The organism is Shewanella sp. MR-4 (assembly GCF_000014685.1).
In the GTDB taxonomy this organism is placed as follows: domain Bacteria; phylum Pseudomonadota; class Gammaproteobacteria; order Enterobacterales; family Shewanellaceae; genus Shewanella.
The window spans coordinates 3,894,626-3,912,505 of the sequence record NC_008321.1 but is presented as its reverse complement, the minus strand read 5'-3'; the positions used below and the strand labels follow the sequence as shown (position 1 = coordinate 3,912,505).

Annotated in this window: 16 protein-coding genes; 11 read left to right on the top strand and 5 right to left on the bottom strand. The window is 48.6% G+C overall.

Going from position 1 to position 17,880, the window contains the following annotated elements:
• Window positions 1-52: 52 nt before the first annotated feature.
• From SHEWMR4_RS17150 to SHEWMR4_RS21000, 3 genes are read left to right on the top strand one after another with little or no spacing between them, the layout of a single operon-like run.
• Window positions 53-814 carry a response regulator transcription factor gene (locus SHEWMR4_RS17150; protein WP_011624013.1) on the top strand — a complete coding sequence of 254 codons (762 nt, stop codon included), beginning with the start codon at window positions 53-55 and terminating at the stop codon, window positions 812-814.
• Window positions 814-2,256 carry a sensor histidine kinase gene (locus SHEWMR4_RS17145; RefSeq protein ID WP_011624012.1) on the top strand — a complete coding sequence of 481 codons (1,443 nt, stop codon included), beginning with the start codon at window positions 814-816 and terminating at the stop codon, window positions 2,254-2,256. The genes SHEWMR4_RS17150 and SHEWMR4_RS17145 overlap by 1 nt, the downstream gene beginning before the upstream one ends.
• 23 nt (window positions 2,257-2,279) lie before the next feature.
• Complete coding sequence (locus tag SHEWMR4_RS21000; RefSeq protein ID WP_198134676.1) at window positions 2,280-2,429, top strand: hypothetical protein; 150 nt, start codon at window positions 2,280-2,282, stop codon at window positions 2,427-2,429.
• Window positions 2,430-2,516: 87 nt separating this feature from the next.
• Here the strand turns inward: SHEWMR4_RS21000 and SHEWMR4_RS17140 are convergent, their stop codons facing one another.
• The 5 genes from SHEWMR4_RS17140 to degQ form a co-directional block, all read right to left on the bottom strand.
• Window positions 2,517-3,641 carry a site-2 protease family protein gene (locus SHEWMR4_RS17140; protein ID WP_011624011.1) on the bottom strand — a complete coding sequence of 375 codons (1,125 nt, stop codon included), beginning with the start codon at window positions 3,639-3,641 and terminating at the stop codon, window positions 2,517-2,519.
• A 189-nt stretch (window positions 3,642-3,830) separates the two neighbouring features.
• Window positions 3,831-4,208 (bottom strand): DUF4144 domain-containing protein, encoded by a 378-nt coding sequence (locus SHEWMR4_RS17135; RefSeq protein ID WP_011624010.1) that lies wholly within the window; start codon window positions 4,206-4,208, stop codon window positions 3,831-3,833.
• Window positions 4,209-4,450: 242 nt separating this feature from the next.
• A complete protein-coding gene (locus SHEWMR4_RS17130) occupies window positions 4,451-6,142 on the bottom strand; it encodes a DUF342 domain-containing protein (RefSeq protein ID WP_011624009.1) in 1,692 nt (563 codons plus the stop codon).
• 832 nt (window positions 6,143-6,974) lie between these two features.
• Complete coding sequence (degS, locus tag SHEWMR4_RS17125; protein ID WP_011624008.1) at window positions 6,975-8,057, bottom strand: outer membrane-stress sensor serine endopeptidase DegS; 1,083 nt, start codon at window positions 8,055-8,057, stop codon at window positions 6,975-6,977.
• 125 nt (window positions 8,058-8,182) lie between these two features.
• Window positions 8,183-9,535, bottom strand: a complete 1,353-nt coding sequence (gene degQ, locus SHEWMR4_RS17120) for a Do family serine endopeptidase DegQ (RefSeq protein ID WP_011624007.1) — start codon at window positions 9,533-9,535, stop codon at window positions 8,183-8,185.
• Between the two features lie 452 nt (window positions 9,536-9,987).
• On the opposite strand from degQ, the gene zapE reads away from it, so the two are divergent.
• The 8 genes from zapE (at window position 9,988) to rlmB (ending at window position 17,867) form a co-directional block, all read left to right on the top strand.
• A complete protein-coding gene (zapE, locus tag SHEWMR4_RS17115; RefSeq protein WP_041408880.1) occupies window positions 9,988-11,100 on the top strand; it encodes a cell division protein ZapE in 1,113 nt (370 codons plus the stop codon).
• A 296-nt stretch (window positions 11,101-11,396) separates the two neighbouring features.
• Window positions 11,397-11,825, top strand: a complete 429-nt coding sequence (gene rplM, locus SHEWMR4_RS17110; RefSeq protein WP_011073682.1) for a 50S ribosomal protein L13 — start codon at window positions 11,397-11,399, stop codon at window positions 11,823-11,825.
• Window positions 11,826-11,839: 14 nt separating this feature from the next.
• On the top strand, window positions 11,840-12,232 hold the full coding sequence (gene rpsI, locus SHEWMR4_RS17105) for a 30S ribosomal protein S9 (protein WP_006083052.1): 393 nt from the start codon (window positions 11,840-11,842) through the stop codon (window positions 12,230-12,232).
• Between the two features lie 112 nt (window positions 12,233-12,344).
• Window positions 12,345-12,533: a DUF2065 domain-containing protein gene (locus SHEWMR4_RS17100; RefSeq protein ID WP_011624005.1), complete on the top strand. Its 189-nt coding sequence runs from the start codon at window positions 12,345-12,347 to the stop codon at window positions 12,531-12,533.
• A gap of 66 nt (window positions 12,534-12,599) precedes the next feature.
• On the top strand, window positions 12,600-13,895 hold the full coding sequence (locus tag SHEWMR4_RS17095; protein ID WP_011624004.1) for an adenylosuccinate synthase: 1,296 nt from the start codon (window positions 12,600-12,602) through the stop codon (window positions 13,893-13,895).
• A 108-nt stretch (window positions 13,896-14,003) separates the two neighbouring features.
• Window positions 14,004-14,660 carry a flagellar protein MotX gene (gene motX, locus SHEWMR4_RS17090; protein WP_011624003.1) on the top strand — a complete coding sequence of 219 codons (657 nt, stop codon included), beginning with the start codon at window positions 14,004-14,006 and terminating at the stop codon, window positions 14,658-14,660.
• A gap of 39 nt (window positions 14,661-14,699) precedes the next feature.
• The gene (rnr, locus tag SHEWMR4_RS17085; protein ID WP_011624002.1) at window positions 14,700-17,126 is read left to right on the top strand and encodes a ribonuclease R; all 2,427 of its coding nucleotides are present in this window, start codon (window positions 14,700-14,702) and stop codon (window positions 17,124-17,126) included.
• Window positions 17,127-17,867, top strand: a complete 741-nt coding sequence (rlmB, locus tag SHEWMR4_RS17080; RefSeq protein ID WP_011624001.1) for a 23S rRNA (guanosine(2251)-2'-O)-methyltransferase RlmB — start codon at window positions 17,127-17,129, stop codon at window positions 17,865-17,867.
• Window positions 17,868-17,880: the final 13 nt, after the last annotated feature.

Genomic DNA, 17,880 nt, shown 5'->3' with positions numbered 1-17,880 from the left:
TAAAAAGCGCCGGCGGCAGGTCATCTTGATACCTGTTACTGCCGGAGCTTGTATGATGCCAAACCAGCCAACCCACAATTCCACGTTTTCCCCTTTCAAAATGGAAGGTGCGGTGCAGATCCTATTGGTCGAAGACGAGCAGGATCTGGCTCAGATGATTATGGTGAATCTCACAGCCCTCAATTTTCGGGTCTTTCACGCCGCCTCTCTGCATCAGGCCAACGCTTTGCTGCAGGCCAAACGCATCGATTTGGTGCTGCTCGACCGTATGCTGCCTGATGGCGACGGTTTGTTGTTGTGCCAGCAACTAAGGAACGACGGACAACAAATGCCAGTGATGTTGCTCACCGCCCGCGACGGCGAGGCTGATACAGTGCTAGGGCTTGAAAGCGGCGCCGACGACTATATGACCAAACCCTTCAGCGTGCTTGAACTCAGGGCCAGAACCAAAGCACTGCTTCGCCGTCACCTCTCCGCCACCCCAACAAGGCAGTTGATTGAATTTGAGGGGCTTCGCATCGATTTGGATTCCCGTGAAGTCATCGCCTTTGATAATCCCTTACCGCTAACCGCCAAAGAGTTTGATTTACTGACCTTTCTTGCCCGTCATCCCCAACAGGTTTTCAGCCGTACCCAACTGCTCGATGCGGTGTGGGGGTATCGCTTCGATGGTTTTGAACATACAGTAAACAGTCATATCAATCGCTTACGCGGCAAACTTGCCCATATTCCTGGCTCCCGCGAGCTGGTGCAGACCGTATGGGGGGTGGGCTATAAATTTGCCTTACCCAGCATGCAGGCAGCGTTGCACTGATGAAAACGCTGTTCTCGAGGTTGCTGTTGGCATCGACTGTACTGGTGCTAGGGCTAATGTTGGCACTGGGGGTGTTTTTAGAGCAAAGCCACCGACTCGGACGAGATAAGGTGCAACAGTCGCTGCATCTTGAGCTAGCGGTCCATATGGCTCATATCAACCCCATGTTGTCGCGTGGAGTCACCTCGGACAGCGCATTGAAGGAAGCTTTTCACGACTTTATGCTGTTGGGGCCAAGCTTTGAGATATACACCCTCAGCCCTACAGGTCAGGTGCTTGCCTTCGATGCCGTTCCCGACAAGCTGGTCGTCGATAGGGTAGATTTAGCGCCTATTCAACGTTTCTTACGTTCAGAGCCGCTTCCCATCACCGGCACAGATCCCCGCTCTGGTGAACTGCAAAAGATTTTCTCCGTTAGTGAGCTGAAGGATCCCAGCGGCGCATTGACTGGCTACTTGTATGTCATCATCGGCGGCGAGATTTACGACAGCTGGCACCAGTTGCTAGCCAGCAATATACAAAGCCGTGGCCTAGGGGCGGGTATGCTGCTGGCTATCGGCTTTGTGATTGCTCTATTTTTACTGCTGGCACAAGTGCTTAGTACGCCGCTTAAACGCTTAAGTCGCGATCTGGAGTCCTTACGGCTATCCGATGCCGATAACAGCACGCTACCGGGACATTACGGTGGTGGCGCCGAGATAGAAAGCCTTGTCACCAGCATCAACCTGTTACTGACAACCCTGGCGCAGCAGCATCAAAAACTGGTGAAACAACAGCTCGCGAGGCAGCAGTTTTTACTGCACCTGTCACACGATCTCAAAACTCCGCTCACTTCGTTGCTAGGCTACCTTGAAACCTATCTCATCACCACCGAGCACCAACGTGATACTGCCTGGCTAGAGGCCGGTATGCGTTCGGGCGAAAAGCTTAAGGGGCAGCTTGGTGAGCTTCTAGAGCTGGCCGCACTGGAGAATGGCCAGATTAAGGTGTGTTCAAGCTTAACGTCGCTTAAGTCGGTATTCGATGAGCTTGAACTCTGTTTTGCCCCTAAGGCGCAGCAGAAGCAGATTGCACTCTGTATTGACGATCCTGGGCAGCGCTTGCTGCATACCGATCCCAAACTCTTAGGCCGGGTGCTGGCCAATCTGGTGGATAATGCCCTGCGCCATACACCCAGAGGTGGGTCTATTTATGTGACTGTAATGGATGATGCTCCGTCGGCCATAGGGATACGTGACACGGGCCCAGGAATGGGGGAGGAGCTAAAGACCGCATGGCTGCAGCCCTTTCGTGACGACCTGCCGCAGTTGGGTGTGGGGTTGTCGATAGTGCGGCAATTAAGCGGGCTACTTGGGATGAAACTGGTGCCGATAAGTCGCCAAGGCCATGGCTGCGAGTTTAGAATTGAACTGCCCATCTGTTATCGCATCCCTAATGCCTAGTCGCACATTGGTATGCTTGGATTGTGCTGGCGTATCAGCCCATTGGCGCTATACCCAAGATAATCGTCGCAGCAGCATTGCTGGAGAATCGCTATAACCAATTAACGACTCAAGCGACACTCTACCAAGCCTTAGGTGGGAGCGATATTGCGCCGCCGTTAGCGGATAACTAATTGAATCATTGATAAATAAAAAAACCGCGATGCCCTAGGCTATCGCGGTTTTTTATTATCTCGCTTTTATCTTAATGCGAGTAGTGATTAGCTGCGCAGAATATGCAGTGGCAGGCTTAACATATCATCGCCCGTGCCCGCTAAGTGCCAAATGATACCAACTAGGGCTGCAACTGTGACCAGATACCAAATGGTCGAGAAAATCTGCCCATATCTGTCCAGCGGTAATAGGTGGCTTTGATGGCGAGTACGCCACTCGAACACTATCTCTAAGCTACCGATAAGCAATAGGAAACCGAGCAAGGCAAGGCCCAAGGTATAGCTGATATACACCCCAAAGGCGGCGCCAATCACACAGGCGATTAAGCCCATGATGCTGTTCATCGAGAAGCTAATGCTCTTTAAAATATGGCCGCCATCGAGGGGTAAAATCGGCAATAAATTAAACAGGTTAAGTAGCGCGTTAAAGGCCGCAAGCCCCGCAAAGAAGACATTGTCCGTCATGTGGTAAGCGATAAGCGAGCCTATCGACATCAACAGGCCAAAGGTCGGCCCCATAATCGAGATGACCACATCCTGCCAGCGGGTGTTAATCTTTTCATCACTCAGCGCGAGTCCGCCCATAAAGGGGATGAGATATATCCCTTTGGTTTTCATGCCAAAATATTTCATCGCGCGGATATGGCCGTATTCGTGGAAGACCAAACAGGCGATAAGCGCCAAGGCAAATTGGAAGGAAAACAGCCAAGAATAGGCTGCTACACTCGCGCCTGCGAGCACCACTTTAATCACTTTGGCACTCTTGAGCAGCTTAAAGCCGAGGGAGGCTAAGCCGACAAAACTGATTTTTTGTGGATTAGTCACGGGGACTTCTGGGGTTTGACGCTCGATATCTTTCTCGGTGCGAGTGCCTTGGGCAATCACTTCCTCATCGACCAGCAGGCGGTAATCGAATCGAAACGGCTGCCAAACCACATCGGTCTCGAGGCGTACTAGGATTTTGTTTTCAATGACTTGCGTTTCACCAGTGTTGCTTGCCAATTGGCTCTGGTGTTGGGTGAGTTCAAATTCATGGACTTTGAGGCCGCCATTTTCGACCGATGCGGCTTTTTGTGAGACTAAGGTATTGTCCCAAAAGAGTTGTTGCCAACCTGCGAGTGAGCCTTCTAAACGCAGTGATTTGCCTAAGCAGTCAATCTTAAGTAGTTCCAATTTAGGGTCCGTTTGTATGTGTATCCGAATGATGCCCAGCGATAATTTGGCATATAAATATCAATCGCTTTGAGCAAAACGGCCTGAGCCGTATGGGACAAATTATGCCTGTGAAATGTGACTGAGGATATTAGCTTTTAGGATCATCTTAATTTTTATTGTGATTGCCCACGATTTCTTCAAGTTGGGTTAGTCATCTAAGCTGCGAACGATTTCCATCCCTTGGGCCAAGGTGGTGAAGGCTAACTTGGCGACGCAACACTGGCCTATGGCATTGGCATGCTTTTGTACCCATTTGATAAAGTCGGTAAGCGGCAATTTTTGCTCTTGTTTTAGTAGCTTAGGCAGTTCACCTATGGGATCTTCATGAATGGTGCTTGGGGTGGCGCGGATCAGATATTGGTTACCGAGACTGTCGAGTAACAGATCCGTGTCGATAAATTGGTGCTGATACAGGCAGGCAAGCTCTAACCAATCCCGCTGATGTGCGAGGTAGAGTAGTTCGTCATTTTGAGTGAGTTTGACTACCGCAGGCCATTCAATGTCTGCCATTTTCACTTGAGTCATGGGCAATCCCGTGGACGTTTTTATGTGCTTAGCCATTTAGCAAAAGCCGTTTTCACTAAAGAGCCATATTGAGGTCAGTATGCCACCGACCTAGGCGAAGATGAAAGGCGTTGGGGGATTTTCTCTGGCAAGTCGGCCTAAAGGGGAGTTACTTGGCGAGTGGCAAAGCATTCAGGCTAAGCATTCACGCTAAGAGTTCACTCAATGGAATGAACCCTTAGCGGGTGTTGATGATTGCCCCGTTAATGGCTTGCCGCTTGCGCCTTAGGTTTTGCGTTGTAATCGAAGTTAATCTCTTGATTAAGATTGGTGATTGAGCAAGTACCGTGTTCGCGAGTGCTTCTGTGATTGGCTTGACCAATATGGAACTCGGCATTGAGGAATACGTGCTTTATCACATCGATACGATACTTGTCATAGTAGTGTTCAACCTCCTGTTTGAGGCTATCGAATTCTAATTCTTCACGGGAACGTTCAGCTAAGATGCGATTCTTCTCATCGAGCATCATCTTGATCTGTTCGATCATGATAGGGTCACTCTGCCATTCGGATTTCGGCGGCAGTTTTTTCAGGCGAGCCTCGATATCCAGCGTCGCCACCACCATTGCATGCACGCTCTCCTCCAACTGCTTGAGGTTTTGCTTGAGTTCGCCCTGTTCCATGGCGCAGTACACCTCGGTTTTAGTGCCTGCGGTTGCGCCAATGACGACGGCGGTGAGGCCCTTTTCGGCATGCACGACACCACCCACTAAGTCACCACGGCGGCCACTCTGATCGCTCACTGTGAGCGTGCCTGCGGTTTTGGTATTACTGTGGAGTAATTGCTTAGTGATCAGAATATTACCCTTGGCCGTTAACTGGGAATATTGCACGAATTGGGCGCTGATCTGCCCCTGAGCCGTGATATTGGTGGAGAACTCATTCACCCTGACTTGGCGGCCAATCACGCCCTTGCTCACCGTAATATCGCCATCGGCCTCAAGGGTCGCAGAATCGACAAAGCCCATCACGGTAATATCGCCTGAGCTTTTAACCATCATGCCTTCGTGCACATCGCCCGTGATTAAAATACTGCCTTTAAAGTTGATATGGCCGGTACTGATATCCACATCTTTCAGCTGAAGCACGTCATCGACATTCATGCCTGTGCGGGTTTCAACGGGTTGGCCTGCCACTGTGGCGATGAGTTTATTGGGATCTTTCGGGTGGAAGTCGGTACCAGTACCGGGTTGTAGCACCAGATCTTTCCCCGGTTTTTGCTTAAGGACTTCGCCTTTAATGTTATAGCCGGGAGAACCTTCGGTCGCGGGATGCTTAATCATTAGCAGATCGTTGGGCTTGACCATGATCATTGCGCCAAGGTTGCGCATATCCACTGTGCCGTCTTCCCGCTCCTGCGGCTGCAATAGGCGTTCACGGGCGAGGGAAACCTTACGCTCCAGCACCGCATTTTGACCATTGATCGCGGCCTTACCTTGAGCGATTTCACTCTGGCAGCTTTCACCCGGTTTTAACTTGGTCATTTTTTGCAGCAAGGTTTGGATCTTAAGCTTACTTAAGCCCATGCAAACATTGTCTTTTTTAAGCTGCGTGAGGATTTCGGGTAAATCGACGGCTTTACCTCCCCAAGGGGCGGTTAAGATCATGGTGGCTTGCATTTTATCTTGGCTGAGCTCGATTTTTACGCTGCCATCGCGGCGCTCTGCCAATACGGCAAATAGCTCGTATTTACCATCTTCTTGATGGCATAGAGAATTGGTTTGCGCGATAACTTTATCTATCGCAGGCTCGAGGGGGAATAGGGCGGCAAACTCAGGCACGGATAATAAACGCATCACATCCTCACGGGTGATGGGCCCATGTTCATTCGGAATCAAGCGTAATTCCGCCTTGGTTTTATCACTGCTTAGCTCAAGAAGTTCAGGGGCCAACATAGAGCACTTCCTATCCATTTGTTTTATTTTTGTTTTAGTAGCTAACCTGAGTATAACAGTAGAAACTTTGCTCAAAGAAGCCTTTTCGGCACGAAAAGATGTAAATGTTGGCGTTTTGTTTCTTATAGTCTATGCGTTGATTTTTAAATAGATTTTTATCAGAGTTATAGGCGGTAACTTAGTGTTATCTTTGGTTTTTTGCCTGTGCGTCAGCATGAGCCTAAAACTGCGCAATGTTTGCATGTAACAAAAAATTAAACTTTACAACGCTGCCCCGTATGTTAGGGACAACAGCACAGGGGTAAAACCCTCGATAATTTAGCGCTTACTGCATTTGATACCGTTCACAAAACCATAAAAATCTTATCTAGATAGCCGCTAGTGCTCGGCTGGGAGTGCGACTTTATTGAGGTGTTCACAAGGGGGTAAGGTTTCTATCCAGATGGAGCGTTAAAATCTTCGAATAGCCTAACCTAGGGTAAGCCACATGCCATTCACTCGACGACTCGCAACAAACCCATCCGTGGATATGCTGAGTCGCCCGTCTGATGTGAATGGATTCACAAATGCCGCGATGGCATGGATGCTAAAGAGTGTCTATGGGGCGGACGGTCGTCTCGCTAATTACCATGGCTCACCTTCCTAGCATTGGCATACCCTGTGAGTTTTAAAGGAGATATGAATCTCACTTTAGGGCAAAAGTAAGTTAGAAATGGCAGTGCTATATTTAGATCTACCATTTGAGGATGAGGTAATAGGTGATTTTAGGATGGCTCAGAATGAGGTTTTATTCATACCTCATTCTGAGATTTATCAAGGTTAGTTACAGAGCTTAATTATCGACGACGACCTTCTCATCGATAATCACCGGCAATACTTGCTCTTTGCCTTGGCGAATAACCGTCATCATGATTTTCTTGCCGGGCGTGGTTTCGGCAATTCTATCCATCAGCATTTCGACCCCTGGCACATCTTCGCCATCGTATTTGATGATCACATCCCTTGGTTGTAGCTGCGCCCGTGCCGCGGGGCCATTGGGATCTACACTCATAATGACCACACCTTTTAAATCGGGCAGATTGAGGATTTGTGCAATGACAGGGTTAATCGGTTCGCCAGAGATCCCTAAGGCACCACGGATCACTCGACCATTTTTAATCAGTTTACCCATAATGCTGTGGGCCAGTTTAATCGGGATCGCGAAGTTAATCCCGTGGCCGCCACCTTCGCCGCCCACTTGGAAGGCGGCGGTGTTGATACCAATCAGGCTACCATTAGTGTCGATTAAGGCGCCGCCTGAGTTACCGGCGTTAATTGCGGCATCTGTCTGTAAGAAGTCTAAATAACCAGAACTTAAGCCGTTACGACCCGTGGCGCTGATAATGCCTTGGGTAATGGTTTGGCCGAGGTTATAGGGGTTACCAATCGCTAATACCACATCCCCAACCTGCGGTGGGCTGTCGAGATTGACTGGCACTGTTGGAAGATTATCGCCTTCGATCTTAAGCACAGAAAGATCGGTTTCGGGATCAAACCCTACGACTTCCGAGGTGAATTTGCGGCCATCTTGGAGTGCCACCACAATTTCATCGGCTTTTTTAATCACATGATAATTCGTGAGAATATAGCCTTCTTTACTCATGATCACCCCAGAGCCTAGGCCTTGGAGGGAGCCAGAGTTTAGCGGACGGCTCTGATCGATACTTAAGCTATAAATATTGACTACGGCAGGGGCGGCGCGGCGTACGGCCTTAGCAAAGGAGAGTTCGACCGTGTTATTACCCCGGTTTTGCAGTAACGAGCTGCCGAGATTTTTATTGTCGAAGTAGTGTGTAACTAACAAAAACATGGCCGCCATGATAAGGCCGAAGAGCACGGCTTTACCGAGATATAACAGGGTTTCTTTTATTGTCATGGCAGGCTAAGTATTGAAAAAGGTGAGTTAGATTAACATGTTTAACAAGTTAAAGCATAGGGAACCCGCGTTCCCTATGCTGATCCGCAGCTGATAATGGGATAAAGATCAGAGCGGCGTACCGATTAACGCAGCACTAAGTACAACAAGCTCTTACCACGGAGGATCTTCAGGGCGACAGCGCCTTCTTGATCTTTGAGCTGCTCCTTGAGTGATTTCAGATCTTTCACCGCCGAACGGTTAATACCGACAATCACATCGCCTTTTTGTAAGCCACTCATTGCCGCAGGCGAGCCTTGGGCCACCTCAGTAATTTCCACCCCTTTCGAAGCGTTTTCTAGCGAGGCACCTTGTAACATGGGGTGCACAGCACCTGCAGCTTTTTCAGTGGTTTGGCTTGCTTCACCTAAGGTGACATTCACGGTTTTCTTATCGCCATCGCGGATAAGTCCCAGTTCAACCTTAGCACCAGCGCCCATAGTCGCGACTTTCGCACGCAGCTCTTGGAACGATTTAATCGCACGGCCATCGACACTGACGATAATATCACCCGCTTTGATGCCGGCTTTTTCAGCTGCGCTGCCCGCGGTAACTTCATTCACAAACCCACCGTGCTGGGTATCTAAACCAAAACCTTGGGCGAGTTGGCTATCTAGGTCGCGGCCCGAAATCCCCAGTACGCCACGGCGCACTTCACCGTGCTCGGCAATTTGTGCCACGAGGTTTTTCACCATATTGGCGGGGATCGCAAAACCGATACCCACGTTACCACCGCCAGGCGCTACGATGGCGGTGTTAATACCGATCAGCTCACCTTTCAGGTTTACTAGCGCACCACCCGAGTTGCCGCTGTTAATCGCAGCGTCGGTTTGGATAAAGTTTTCAAGCATTTCAATGCCTAAACCGCTACGGCCTAGGGCGCTGACGATCCCTGATGTGACGGTTTGACCTAAACCAAAGGGGTTACCAATGGCGACGGCAAAGTCACCCACGCGCAGTTCATCAGAATCTGAGGTTTTGATTGCGACTAGATTTTTCGCTTCGATTTGCAGCAAGGCAATGTCGGACTCTGAGTCGGTACCAATCAGCTTGGCTTTGACTTCACGGCCATCGTGCAGACCGACCTGGATATCATCGGCACCGTCGATCACATGGTTGTTGGTGACGATATAACCTTTATCCGCGTCGATTATTACGCCTGAGCCTAAGCCTCTAAAAGGGCGTTCTTGTACTTGTTCCTGCGGTGCATTGGGGCCGAAGAAATAACGGAACACATCGGGTACACGTTGTTTGGAGACGTGCGTGCCAGATACCGCCACGGAAACCACGGCGGGGGTCGTGCGCTCTAACATAGGCGCAAGACTTGGAATGGATTGACCCTCAACAGATTGCGGAATAGCCGCCTGTGAGACAGCGGGCATCATTGTCAGAGTTGCGGCTAACATTGCGGCTGAAAGTACAGATAGTTTCGTTTTCATCTATTCATAACTCCAAATAAGGGATCAAGGATCTGGATGTAATGCGTCGTGAGTTGTGTCCGCACCAGATCGAATCTGTATCGGTACCGGCTATTTGCCTAGGTAACCATTCGGACACGCACCTCATTGAAAAAGTTCATCAATATTAACAAAGGTTAATATCTTAACGGTTATTTTATCAGCATTTTATGTGCTGTAACTTAAGTGAAACCTGTGGGCTTTTAAGGCCTTTTTCAAGTCTTAAAATGTTTCAATCGTCGCGTGAAATAAGTTAACAGCATAGTCTTTATAAATAAGTTTTTATTTTTTGGCTGATTTTAATCTGCTTTAGACGAGTAACTAAAAATGGAATCCAGCGTCCTTTTGCTTGTTGGGGGATAAATATATGCCCTGTGTGAGAGGCCGTGGTAATATCGACGCAGTTTTTCCAAAGGATAAAAGAGAATTATAACGTGCCCCAGTTAAGCCCTTGGCAGCATTACCAAAAAGATCTTACTCGTGATGGTTTTTCCCATGATCCCGCGCAGGAAATGGCCGTAAAGGCGCTGCAACGCGTCTACGAGGATTTAACCGCTGCCGAAGCGCCAAGCTCATTATTAGGCAAGTTGTTGACCTCCTTTGGCCTTAAGTCTGCGCCTGTCGCGCCTAAGGGATTGTATCTGTGGGGCGGTGTCGGTCGCGGCAAAACCTATTTGATGGACACTTTTTTTGATGCGCTGCCAGGTAATCAAAAACTAAGGGCGCACTTTCACCGCTTTATGCATCAACTGCATTTGGACCTGGATGAGCTCAAAGGTACGCGCGATCCCTTGTTAGTGATTGCCAAACAAATGGCGGCTAAATATAGAGTCATTTGTTTTGATGAGTTTTTTGTCTCTGATATCACCGACGCCATGTTGCTTGGCACCTTATTCCAAGCCCTCTTTAAAGAAGGTGTGGTATTAGTCGCCACTTCAAATATTATTCCCGATGATTTGTATAAAAACGGATTGCAACGGGCGCGATTCCTTCCCGCGATCGCCTTGATCAATCAGCATTGTGAAGTGCTCAATGTGGATTCGGGTATCGACTATCGTCTACGCACACTGGAGCAGGCCGAGATTTATCACCATCCACTCGATGAACAGGCCGATACTAACTTGCTGCGTTATTTCCGTCAGTTAGCCCCCGAGGCCGAAGTGTCAACCGACGCGATAGAGATTGAAGGGCGAGCAATCAGCATACGTCAACAGGCGCAAGGCGTGTTGCTCGCGGATTTCAGGGCCTTATGCGATGGTCCCCGTAGTCAGCGGGATTATATGGAGCTGGCGCGGATTTATCATACCGTGTTGGTGAGTGGCATCGAACAAATGGGCGCGTTTTTAACGGGTGATGATATCGCCAGACGTTTCTTAGCCATGGTGGATGAGTTTTACGAGCGCAACGTTAAGTTGATCGTTTCCGCGCAGGTGCCGCTGGAAGAGATTTACGCCGATGGCTTATTGAGTTTTGAATTTAGACGCTGCCGCTCTCGCTTAATCGAAATGCAATCCCACGATTACTTAAAATCAGAGCATTTACCTTAGGTTAGCGAGTGAATTTTATTGGAGGTTAGCGCGTTTTTTGCGCAAACCTCCTGTGACTCATCCATCCCAGTGAAAATCAGCCTCACAGATCGATTTTTTATGATTTTTGTCAAAATATCAGGTGATTTTTAACTCACGTTTGTCTATAATCCGCCACCTGCCCACGTTACTCCACCAAACTAGGTGGAAGTTGTACGCCGAGTTAAGTACTCGAAGGGGTACTGAAAGGCAATTTTGTGTTGTTTGCCATTGCAAGCAACATGTGAGACAGAAATTAACTTTGGGTTTTTGTAATAATGAAGACTTTTACTGCTACACCAGAAACTGTAACTCGTGACTGGTTCGTCGTTGATGCAGACGGCAAAACTTTAGGTCGTATCGCTACCGAAATCGCTCTGCGTTTACGCGGTAAGCACAAGCCTGAATACACTCCTCACGTTGACACTGGTGATTACATCATCGTTATCAACGCTGAGAAAGTTACTGTTACTGGTAACAAAGCGCAAGGCAAGACGTACTACTCGCACTCAGGCTTCCCTGGTGGCATTAAGCAAATCAGCTTTGAAAAGCTGCAAGCTCATAAGCCAGAAATGATCATCGAGAAAGCAGTTAAGGGTATGTTACCAAAAGGTCCTCTGGGCCGTGCCATGTTCCGTAAACTGAAAGTTTACGCTGGCGCAGAACATAACCACGCTGCACAACAACCTCAAGTTCTTGATATCTAAACGGGATTAAGCAAATGGCTGCAACTCAGTACTACGGCACTGGCCGTCGCAAAACCTCTACAGCACGCGTATTCGCTAAAGCTGGTAGTGGCAACATCGTTGTAAATCAACGTCCTTTGGACCAATACTTTGGTCGTGAAACTGCTCGTATGGTTGTTCGTCAACCATTAGAGTTAGTTGAAATGACTGACAAGCTGGACATCTATGTAACTGTTAAAGGCGGTGGTATCACTGGCCAAGCAGGTGCAATCCGTCACGGTATCACTCGTGCTCTGATGCAATTAGATGAAGCTCTGCGTCCATCATTACGTTCTGCTGGTTTCGTAACCCGTGACGCTCGTAAAGTTGAGCGTAAGAAAGTGGGTCTACGTAAAGCACGTCGTAAGCCACAATTCTCTAAGCGTTAATACGTTTTGGAATCTCAAAAAACCCAGCTTATGCTGGGTTTTTTATTACCTAAAATTAGTTATCCTCGCATTACCATCGATTTTTAGGTTAGAAAATTCTAAGAGAGGGAAGATGAGCTTACAGTTATTTATGGTGGCGGTGGCACTGGTGCTGATTTTAGAGGGCGTGGGGCCTTTGTTATTCCCCAATAAATGGCGCCGATATTTAAACGAACTTTCCAATCAAAATCAGCAAGTTTTGCGTCGAATGGGTGGCTCATTGGTCACTGCTGGGCTAGTCATTTTGATTATTTTTTCATAAATGCCTTGCCACTTGCGGTTTAAAATCTGTTAGAATTCTTTTTTAACCACAACCTTGCAGCAAACAATGGGCAAAAACGTAGTTGTTCTCGGCACCCAATGGGGTGACGAAGGAAAAGGTAAGATTGTCGACCTTCTAACAGAACAGGCAAAATATGTAGTTCGCTACCAGGGCGGTCACAACGCGGGTCACACTCTTGTGATCAATGGCGATAAGACCGTACTTCATCTGATCCCATCAGGCATCCTACGCGACAATGTAAAATGCATTATCGGTAATGGTGTGGTGCTTGCACCTGACGCACTGATGAAAGAGATCAAAATGCTCAAAGAGCGCGGCATTCCGGTTGAGGAACGTCTACTGATCTCTGAAGCATGTCCGCTGATCCTACCATTCCACTGTGCCTTAGACATCGCTCGCGAAAAAGCGCGCGGTAACAAAGCTATTGGTACTACGGGTCGTGGTATTGGTCCTGCGTATGAAGATAAGATTTCCCGTCGCGGTCTGCGTGTTGGCGATCTGTTCAATGCTGAACTATTTGCTGAAAAGCTGAAAGAAGTTATGGCATATCATAACTTTATGCTGACAGAGTACTACAAAGTTGACGCCGTAGATTACGAGCAAACACTGAGCGACGCGTTAGCCTTAGCTGACTACCTGAAGAGCATGTGTGTTGACGTAACTGAACTCTTGGATAACGCGCGTAAAGCGGGTGAGCCAATTCTGTTCGAAGGTGCACAAGGTACACTGTTAGACATTGACCACGGTACTTATCCGTTTGTGACTTCGTCAAACACTACCGCAGGTGGTGTGGCGACAGGCAGCGGCTTTGGTCCACGTCATTTAGACTATGTCTTAGGTATTATGAAGGCATATACCACTCGTGTGGGTGCTGGTCCTTTCCCAACTGAACTCTTATGTGAAGTGGGCGACCATTTAGGGACTAAGGGTCATGAGTTTGGTGCGACTACCGGTCGTAAGCGTCGTCCTGGTTGGTTAGATGCAGTGGCAATGCGCCGCGCAGTACAAATCAACAGCGTAAGCGGCTTCTGCTTAACTAAGTTAGACGTACTCGATGGCCTGAAAGAAGTGAAGATCTGTGTGGGTTACCAACATTCAGATGGCACTATCTCTAAGGTTACGCCATTAGCGGCTGAAGGTTATGAGCAGGTCACGCCTGTTTATGAAACTATGCCAGGTTGGAGCGAGTCTACTTTCGGTGCGACCTCTTTAGAGCAGTTACCGCAAGCCGCTATCAACTACATCAAGCGTATTGAAGAGTTGTTAGAAACGCCGATCGACATCATTTCTACCGGTCCAGACCGTAATGAGACGATGATTTTAGTTAGCCCATTTAACTAAAATCGTAGAGGCCGTGTTTCACGGCCTTTTCTTCTTTTGTTGTTCCTTCCTGTTTGTTTTCTATGGTTAGAAATTCGGCTTGAGCTCAAGAAATAGGTTATACTGCCGATGCAAGTATTCACCCTATTGTCATTGAGAGTCGTTATGCTACGTACTGCATTAGTTGCGCTGCTGCCCTTAGTATCTTCAATGTGCTTTGCTGAAACACAGGCGGTGGATATTTATTCTCAAGATCAATTACTTGAAATGATCCGCGGCGAGAAATATCTGGCAAGAGTTAAGCAAGATGACTGTCAATTAGTGCAAGACATCGAAGCGCGCGCGGAAGTCTTAAAGCAGCCCCTGTATCAGTTTTTGTGGGGGGAAATGCTCAACCATGGTACCTGCGTAAAAGCCAATGCAGTCAAAGGGATGGGATTATTGCAAGAGGCGGCCGAGCAGGGCAGTCCAGAGGCCATGGTGAAACTTGCCGAATATTATCAAAGTGGTAAGTTTGTAATTCGTAATAAAGACCGTGCGGTCAATTATTTATTACCAGCGGCGGCGAGCGGCAGTTTAGCCGCGCGGATGATGTTGGTACGTTTATACGGTGAAGGTTATGGTAGTCCAAGGGATTACGAAATGGCCTATAACTGGTTATACAACAATGTATTTACCGATGAGGCAACTAAGAAAAAAGCCTTGTCATTACTGCAGGTGTTAGCCGCTAAAATGCCCGCCAGTGCAGTGGCGCGGGCCCAGCAAGAGCACTTGCGAACCCGTTGAGATGTCTCTACAGATAGAGACAGAAATATTGGATATTGAATGATCAAAGACCCTCATTTCGAGCGTGAACAGGATAAGTACGAAAACCCTATCCCAAGTCGTGAGTATATTATCGAGTACTTACGTTCTCAAAAATCACCTATTACCCGTGACAGCATCGCTGCCGCACTACAGATCCACGATGAAGAACAGTTAGAAGCCCTGCGTCGCCGTTTACGGGCGATGGAGCGTGACGGTGAACTGGTATTTACCCGCGGTCAAAGCTATGGCTTACCTGAAAAAATGGATCTGATTTCTGGCACAGTCCTTGGGCACAGAGAAGGCTTCGGCTTCTTTAAGCCTGACGAAGGTGGCGACGATTTATTTATCTCCAATCGCGATATGCTGATGTATTTTCATGGTGATAAAGTGCTGGCACAAAAAGCTGGTATGGATCGCAAAGGCCGCCGCGAGGCCCGTATTGTGCGTTTGATCCAACCGCGTAGTGCCGCCATTGTCGGACGATTCCATGTCGATAGCGGCATGGCATTTGTGATTGCCGATGATAAGCGCATTACCCAAGAGATTTTAATCGCTAGTGAAGATCGCAATGGTGCCCGTCAAGGCGATGTGGTCGTGGTGGAGTTAACCCGTCGTCCGGGCCGATTCGTTAAAGCCGCGGGTAAAGTGACTGAAGTGCTCGGCAAGCAAATGGCGCCAGGGATGGAAATCGAGATTGCGCTGCGTAATTACGATCTTCCCCATACTTGGTCGGCAGCAATTGAAAAGAAACTACGCCGTATTCCCGATGAAGTGACCGAAGCGGATAAGGTCGGCCGTGTCGATTTGCGCAATCTTCCACTAGTGACAATTGATGGTGAAGACGCACGCGACTTTGACGATGCGGTATATGCAGAAGCTAAACCCAGTGGCGGTTGGCGTCTGTGGGTGGCAATTGCGGATGTGAGCTACTATGTGCGTACCGATTCGGCCTTAGATACCGAAGCCCGTGCCCGTGGTAACTCGGTGTACTTCCCGTCGCAAGTGATCCCTATGCTGCCGGAGAAGATCTCTAACGGCCTGTGCTCGCTCAATCCCGATGTCGACCGCTTGTGTATGGTCGCGGAGATGACGATTTCGGCTCGCGGTAAGTTATCTGGATATAAGTTTTATCCAGCGGTGATGCATTCACATGCGCGCTTCACTTACACCCAAGTGGCTGCCATGCTCGAAGGTGGACCGATTGCGCCTGAACATGAAGCGCTATTCCCGCATCTACAATGTTTACAGTCGCTCTATTTAGCGCTCGATGAACAGCGCGCTGAGCGTGGTGCGATTGCCTTTGAGACGTTAGAAACGCAGTTTATTTTTAACGACCAGCGCAAGATCGATAAAATTGTGCCAAGAGCGCGTAATCAAGCTCATAAAATTATTGAAGAATGTATGATTTTGGCCAACGTATCGGCCGCTAAGTTTGTGAAAAAGCATAAGGGCGAAATCCTCTATCGTGTGCATGAGTCACCCTCTGAACAAAAGTTGGCGAACTTTAAAGAGTTTCTGGCCGAGCGCGGTTTAAGCATGGGTGGCGGACTCGAGCCAACGCCAGCGGATTACCAGAATGTGATGCTGCAAATCGCCGATAGGCCAGATGCCGAGCTTATCCAAGTGATGTTGCTGCGCTCAATGCGCCAAGCAATCTACACGCCCGATAACGAAGGCCATTTTGGTTTGGCACTGGAAGAATATGCCCATTTTACCTCGCCTATTCGTCGTTATCCCGACTTAGTGTTGCATCGCGTGATCCGCTATCTACTGGCGAAGGAGAAAGGCGAAGCCAATGAGAAGTGGACTCCCGATGGGGGCTACCATTATCAGCTGGATGAATTAGATCAATTAGGCGAAGAATGTTCTACAACGGAGCGCCGTGCCGATGAGGCAACGCGTGATGTAAGTGACTGGCTGAAATGTGAATTTATGCAGGACCATGTGGGTGATACCTTTGAGGCGGTTATTGCCTCTGTCACTAACTTTGGTTTATTCGTTCGCTTAAATGACTTATTTATTGATGGTTTAGTGCATATTTCTAGCCTGGGCAGTGATTATTATCAATTTGACCCTATGCGTCAGCGTTTGATTGGTGAGCACACAGGGCAAGTCTATCAGGTGGGAGATCCTGTCACGGTGAAAGTGGCCGCGGTAAACTTGGACGATAGACAAATAGACTTAATGATGCTTGGTGACAGTGGTAAAGGTGGACGCCGCAAGGCGGCACCGAGTCGAGATAAGCCCATGACGGCGCGTGAACGGGTCAACCGTGAAGGCGCTAAAATGGCGAAGGCGGCGAAATCGACAGGTACTAAAGCGAAAGCTGGCTCAGATAAAGCGGGTAGCAAATCTAAGTCTAAAGCTGGCACTAAGCCTAAGAAAAGCGTAAAAGATTCGGCGAAGAAGCCAAAGGCCGCAAAGCGGAGCACGAGAAAGAAGTAAATGAAGAAACAAGATATTATTTTTGGGATCCACGCGGTTGAAGCGCTGTTAAAACACAGTCCAGAACGCATTATCGAGCTTTGGTTGTTGCAGGGCCGTGAAGATGAGCGCTTAACCCCGCTGATCCGCCAGGCTAAATCTTTTGGGACTAGTATCCAAGTCACTTCACGCAAAGTGCTGGACGATAAAGCCGAAAGCACTCAGCATCAAGGCATTGTCGCCCGTGTTAAAGCGGCCAAGATCTTGGCTGAGCATGATTTAGATGAGCTGCTAGCTAAGACTGACTTACCGTTTTTATTGATTTTAGATGGCGTTACCGATCCGCATAACCTAGGTGCCTGCTTACGTAACGCTGATGCAGCGGGTGTGCAGGGCATTATTGTGCCTAAGGACAACTCTGTAGGTTTAACGGCTGTCGTGAGCAAAGTAGCCTGCGGCGCCGCCGAAACTGTGCCTTTATTCCAAGTGACTAACCTTGCGCGTACTATGCGTCATTTGCAGGAAAAGGGCGTGTGGATTGTCGGCACGGCGGGCGAAGCGGATTGCGAGCTATATCAAGCCGATCTTAAAGGACCTCTGGCGATTGCCATGGGTGCCGAAGGCAAAGGCTTACGCCGCCTAAGTCGTGAATGTTGCGATACTTTAGTGTCTATTCCGATGGCGGGGAGCGTTTCTAGCTTAAACGTGTCGGTCGCAACGGGCATTTGCCTATTTGAAGCCGTGCGTCAGCGCCGAAGCTAAGCGATAGTTTTCA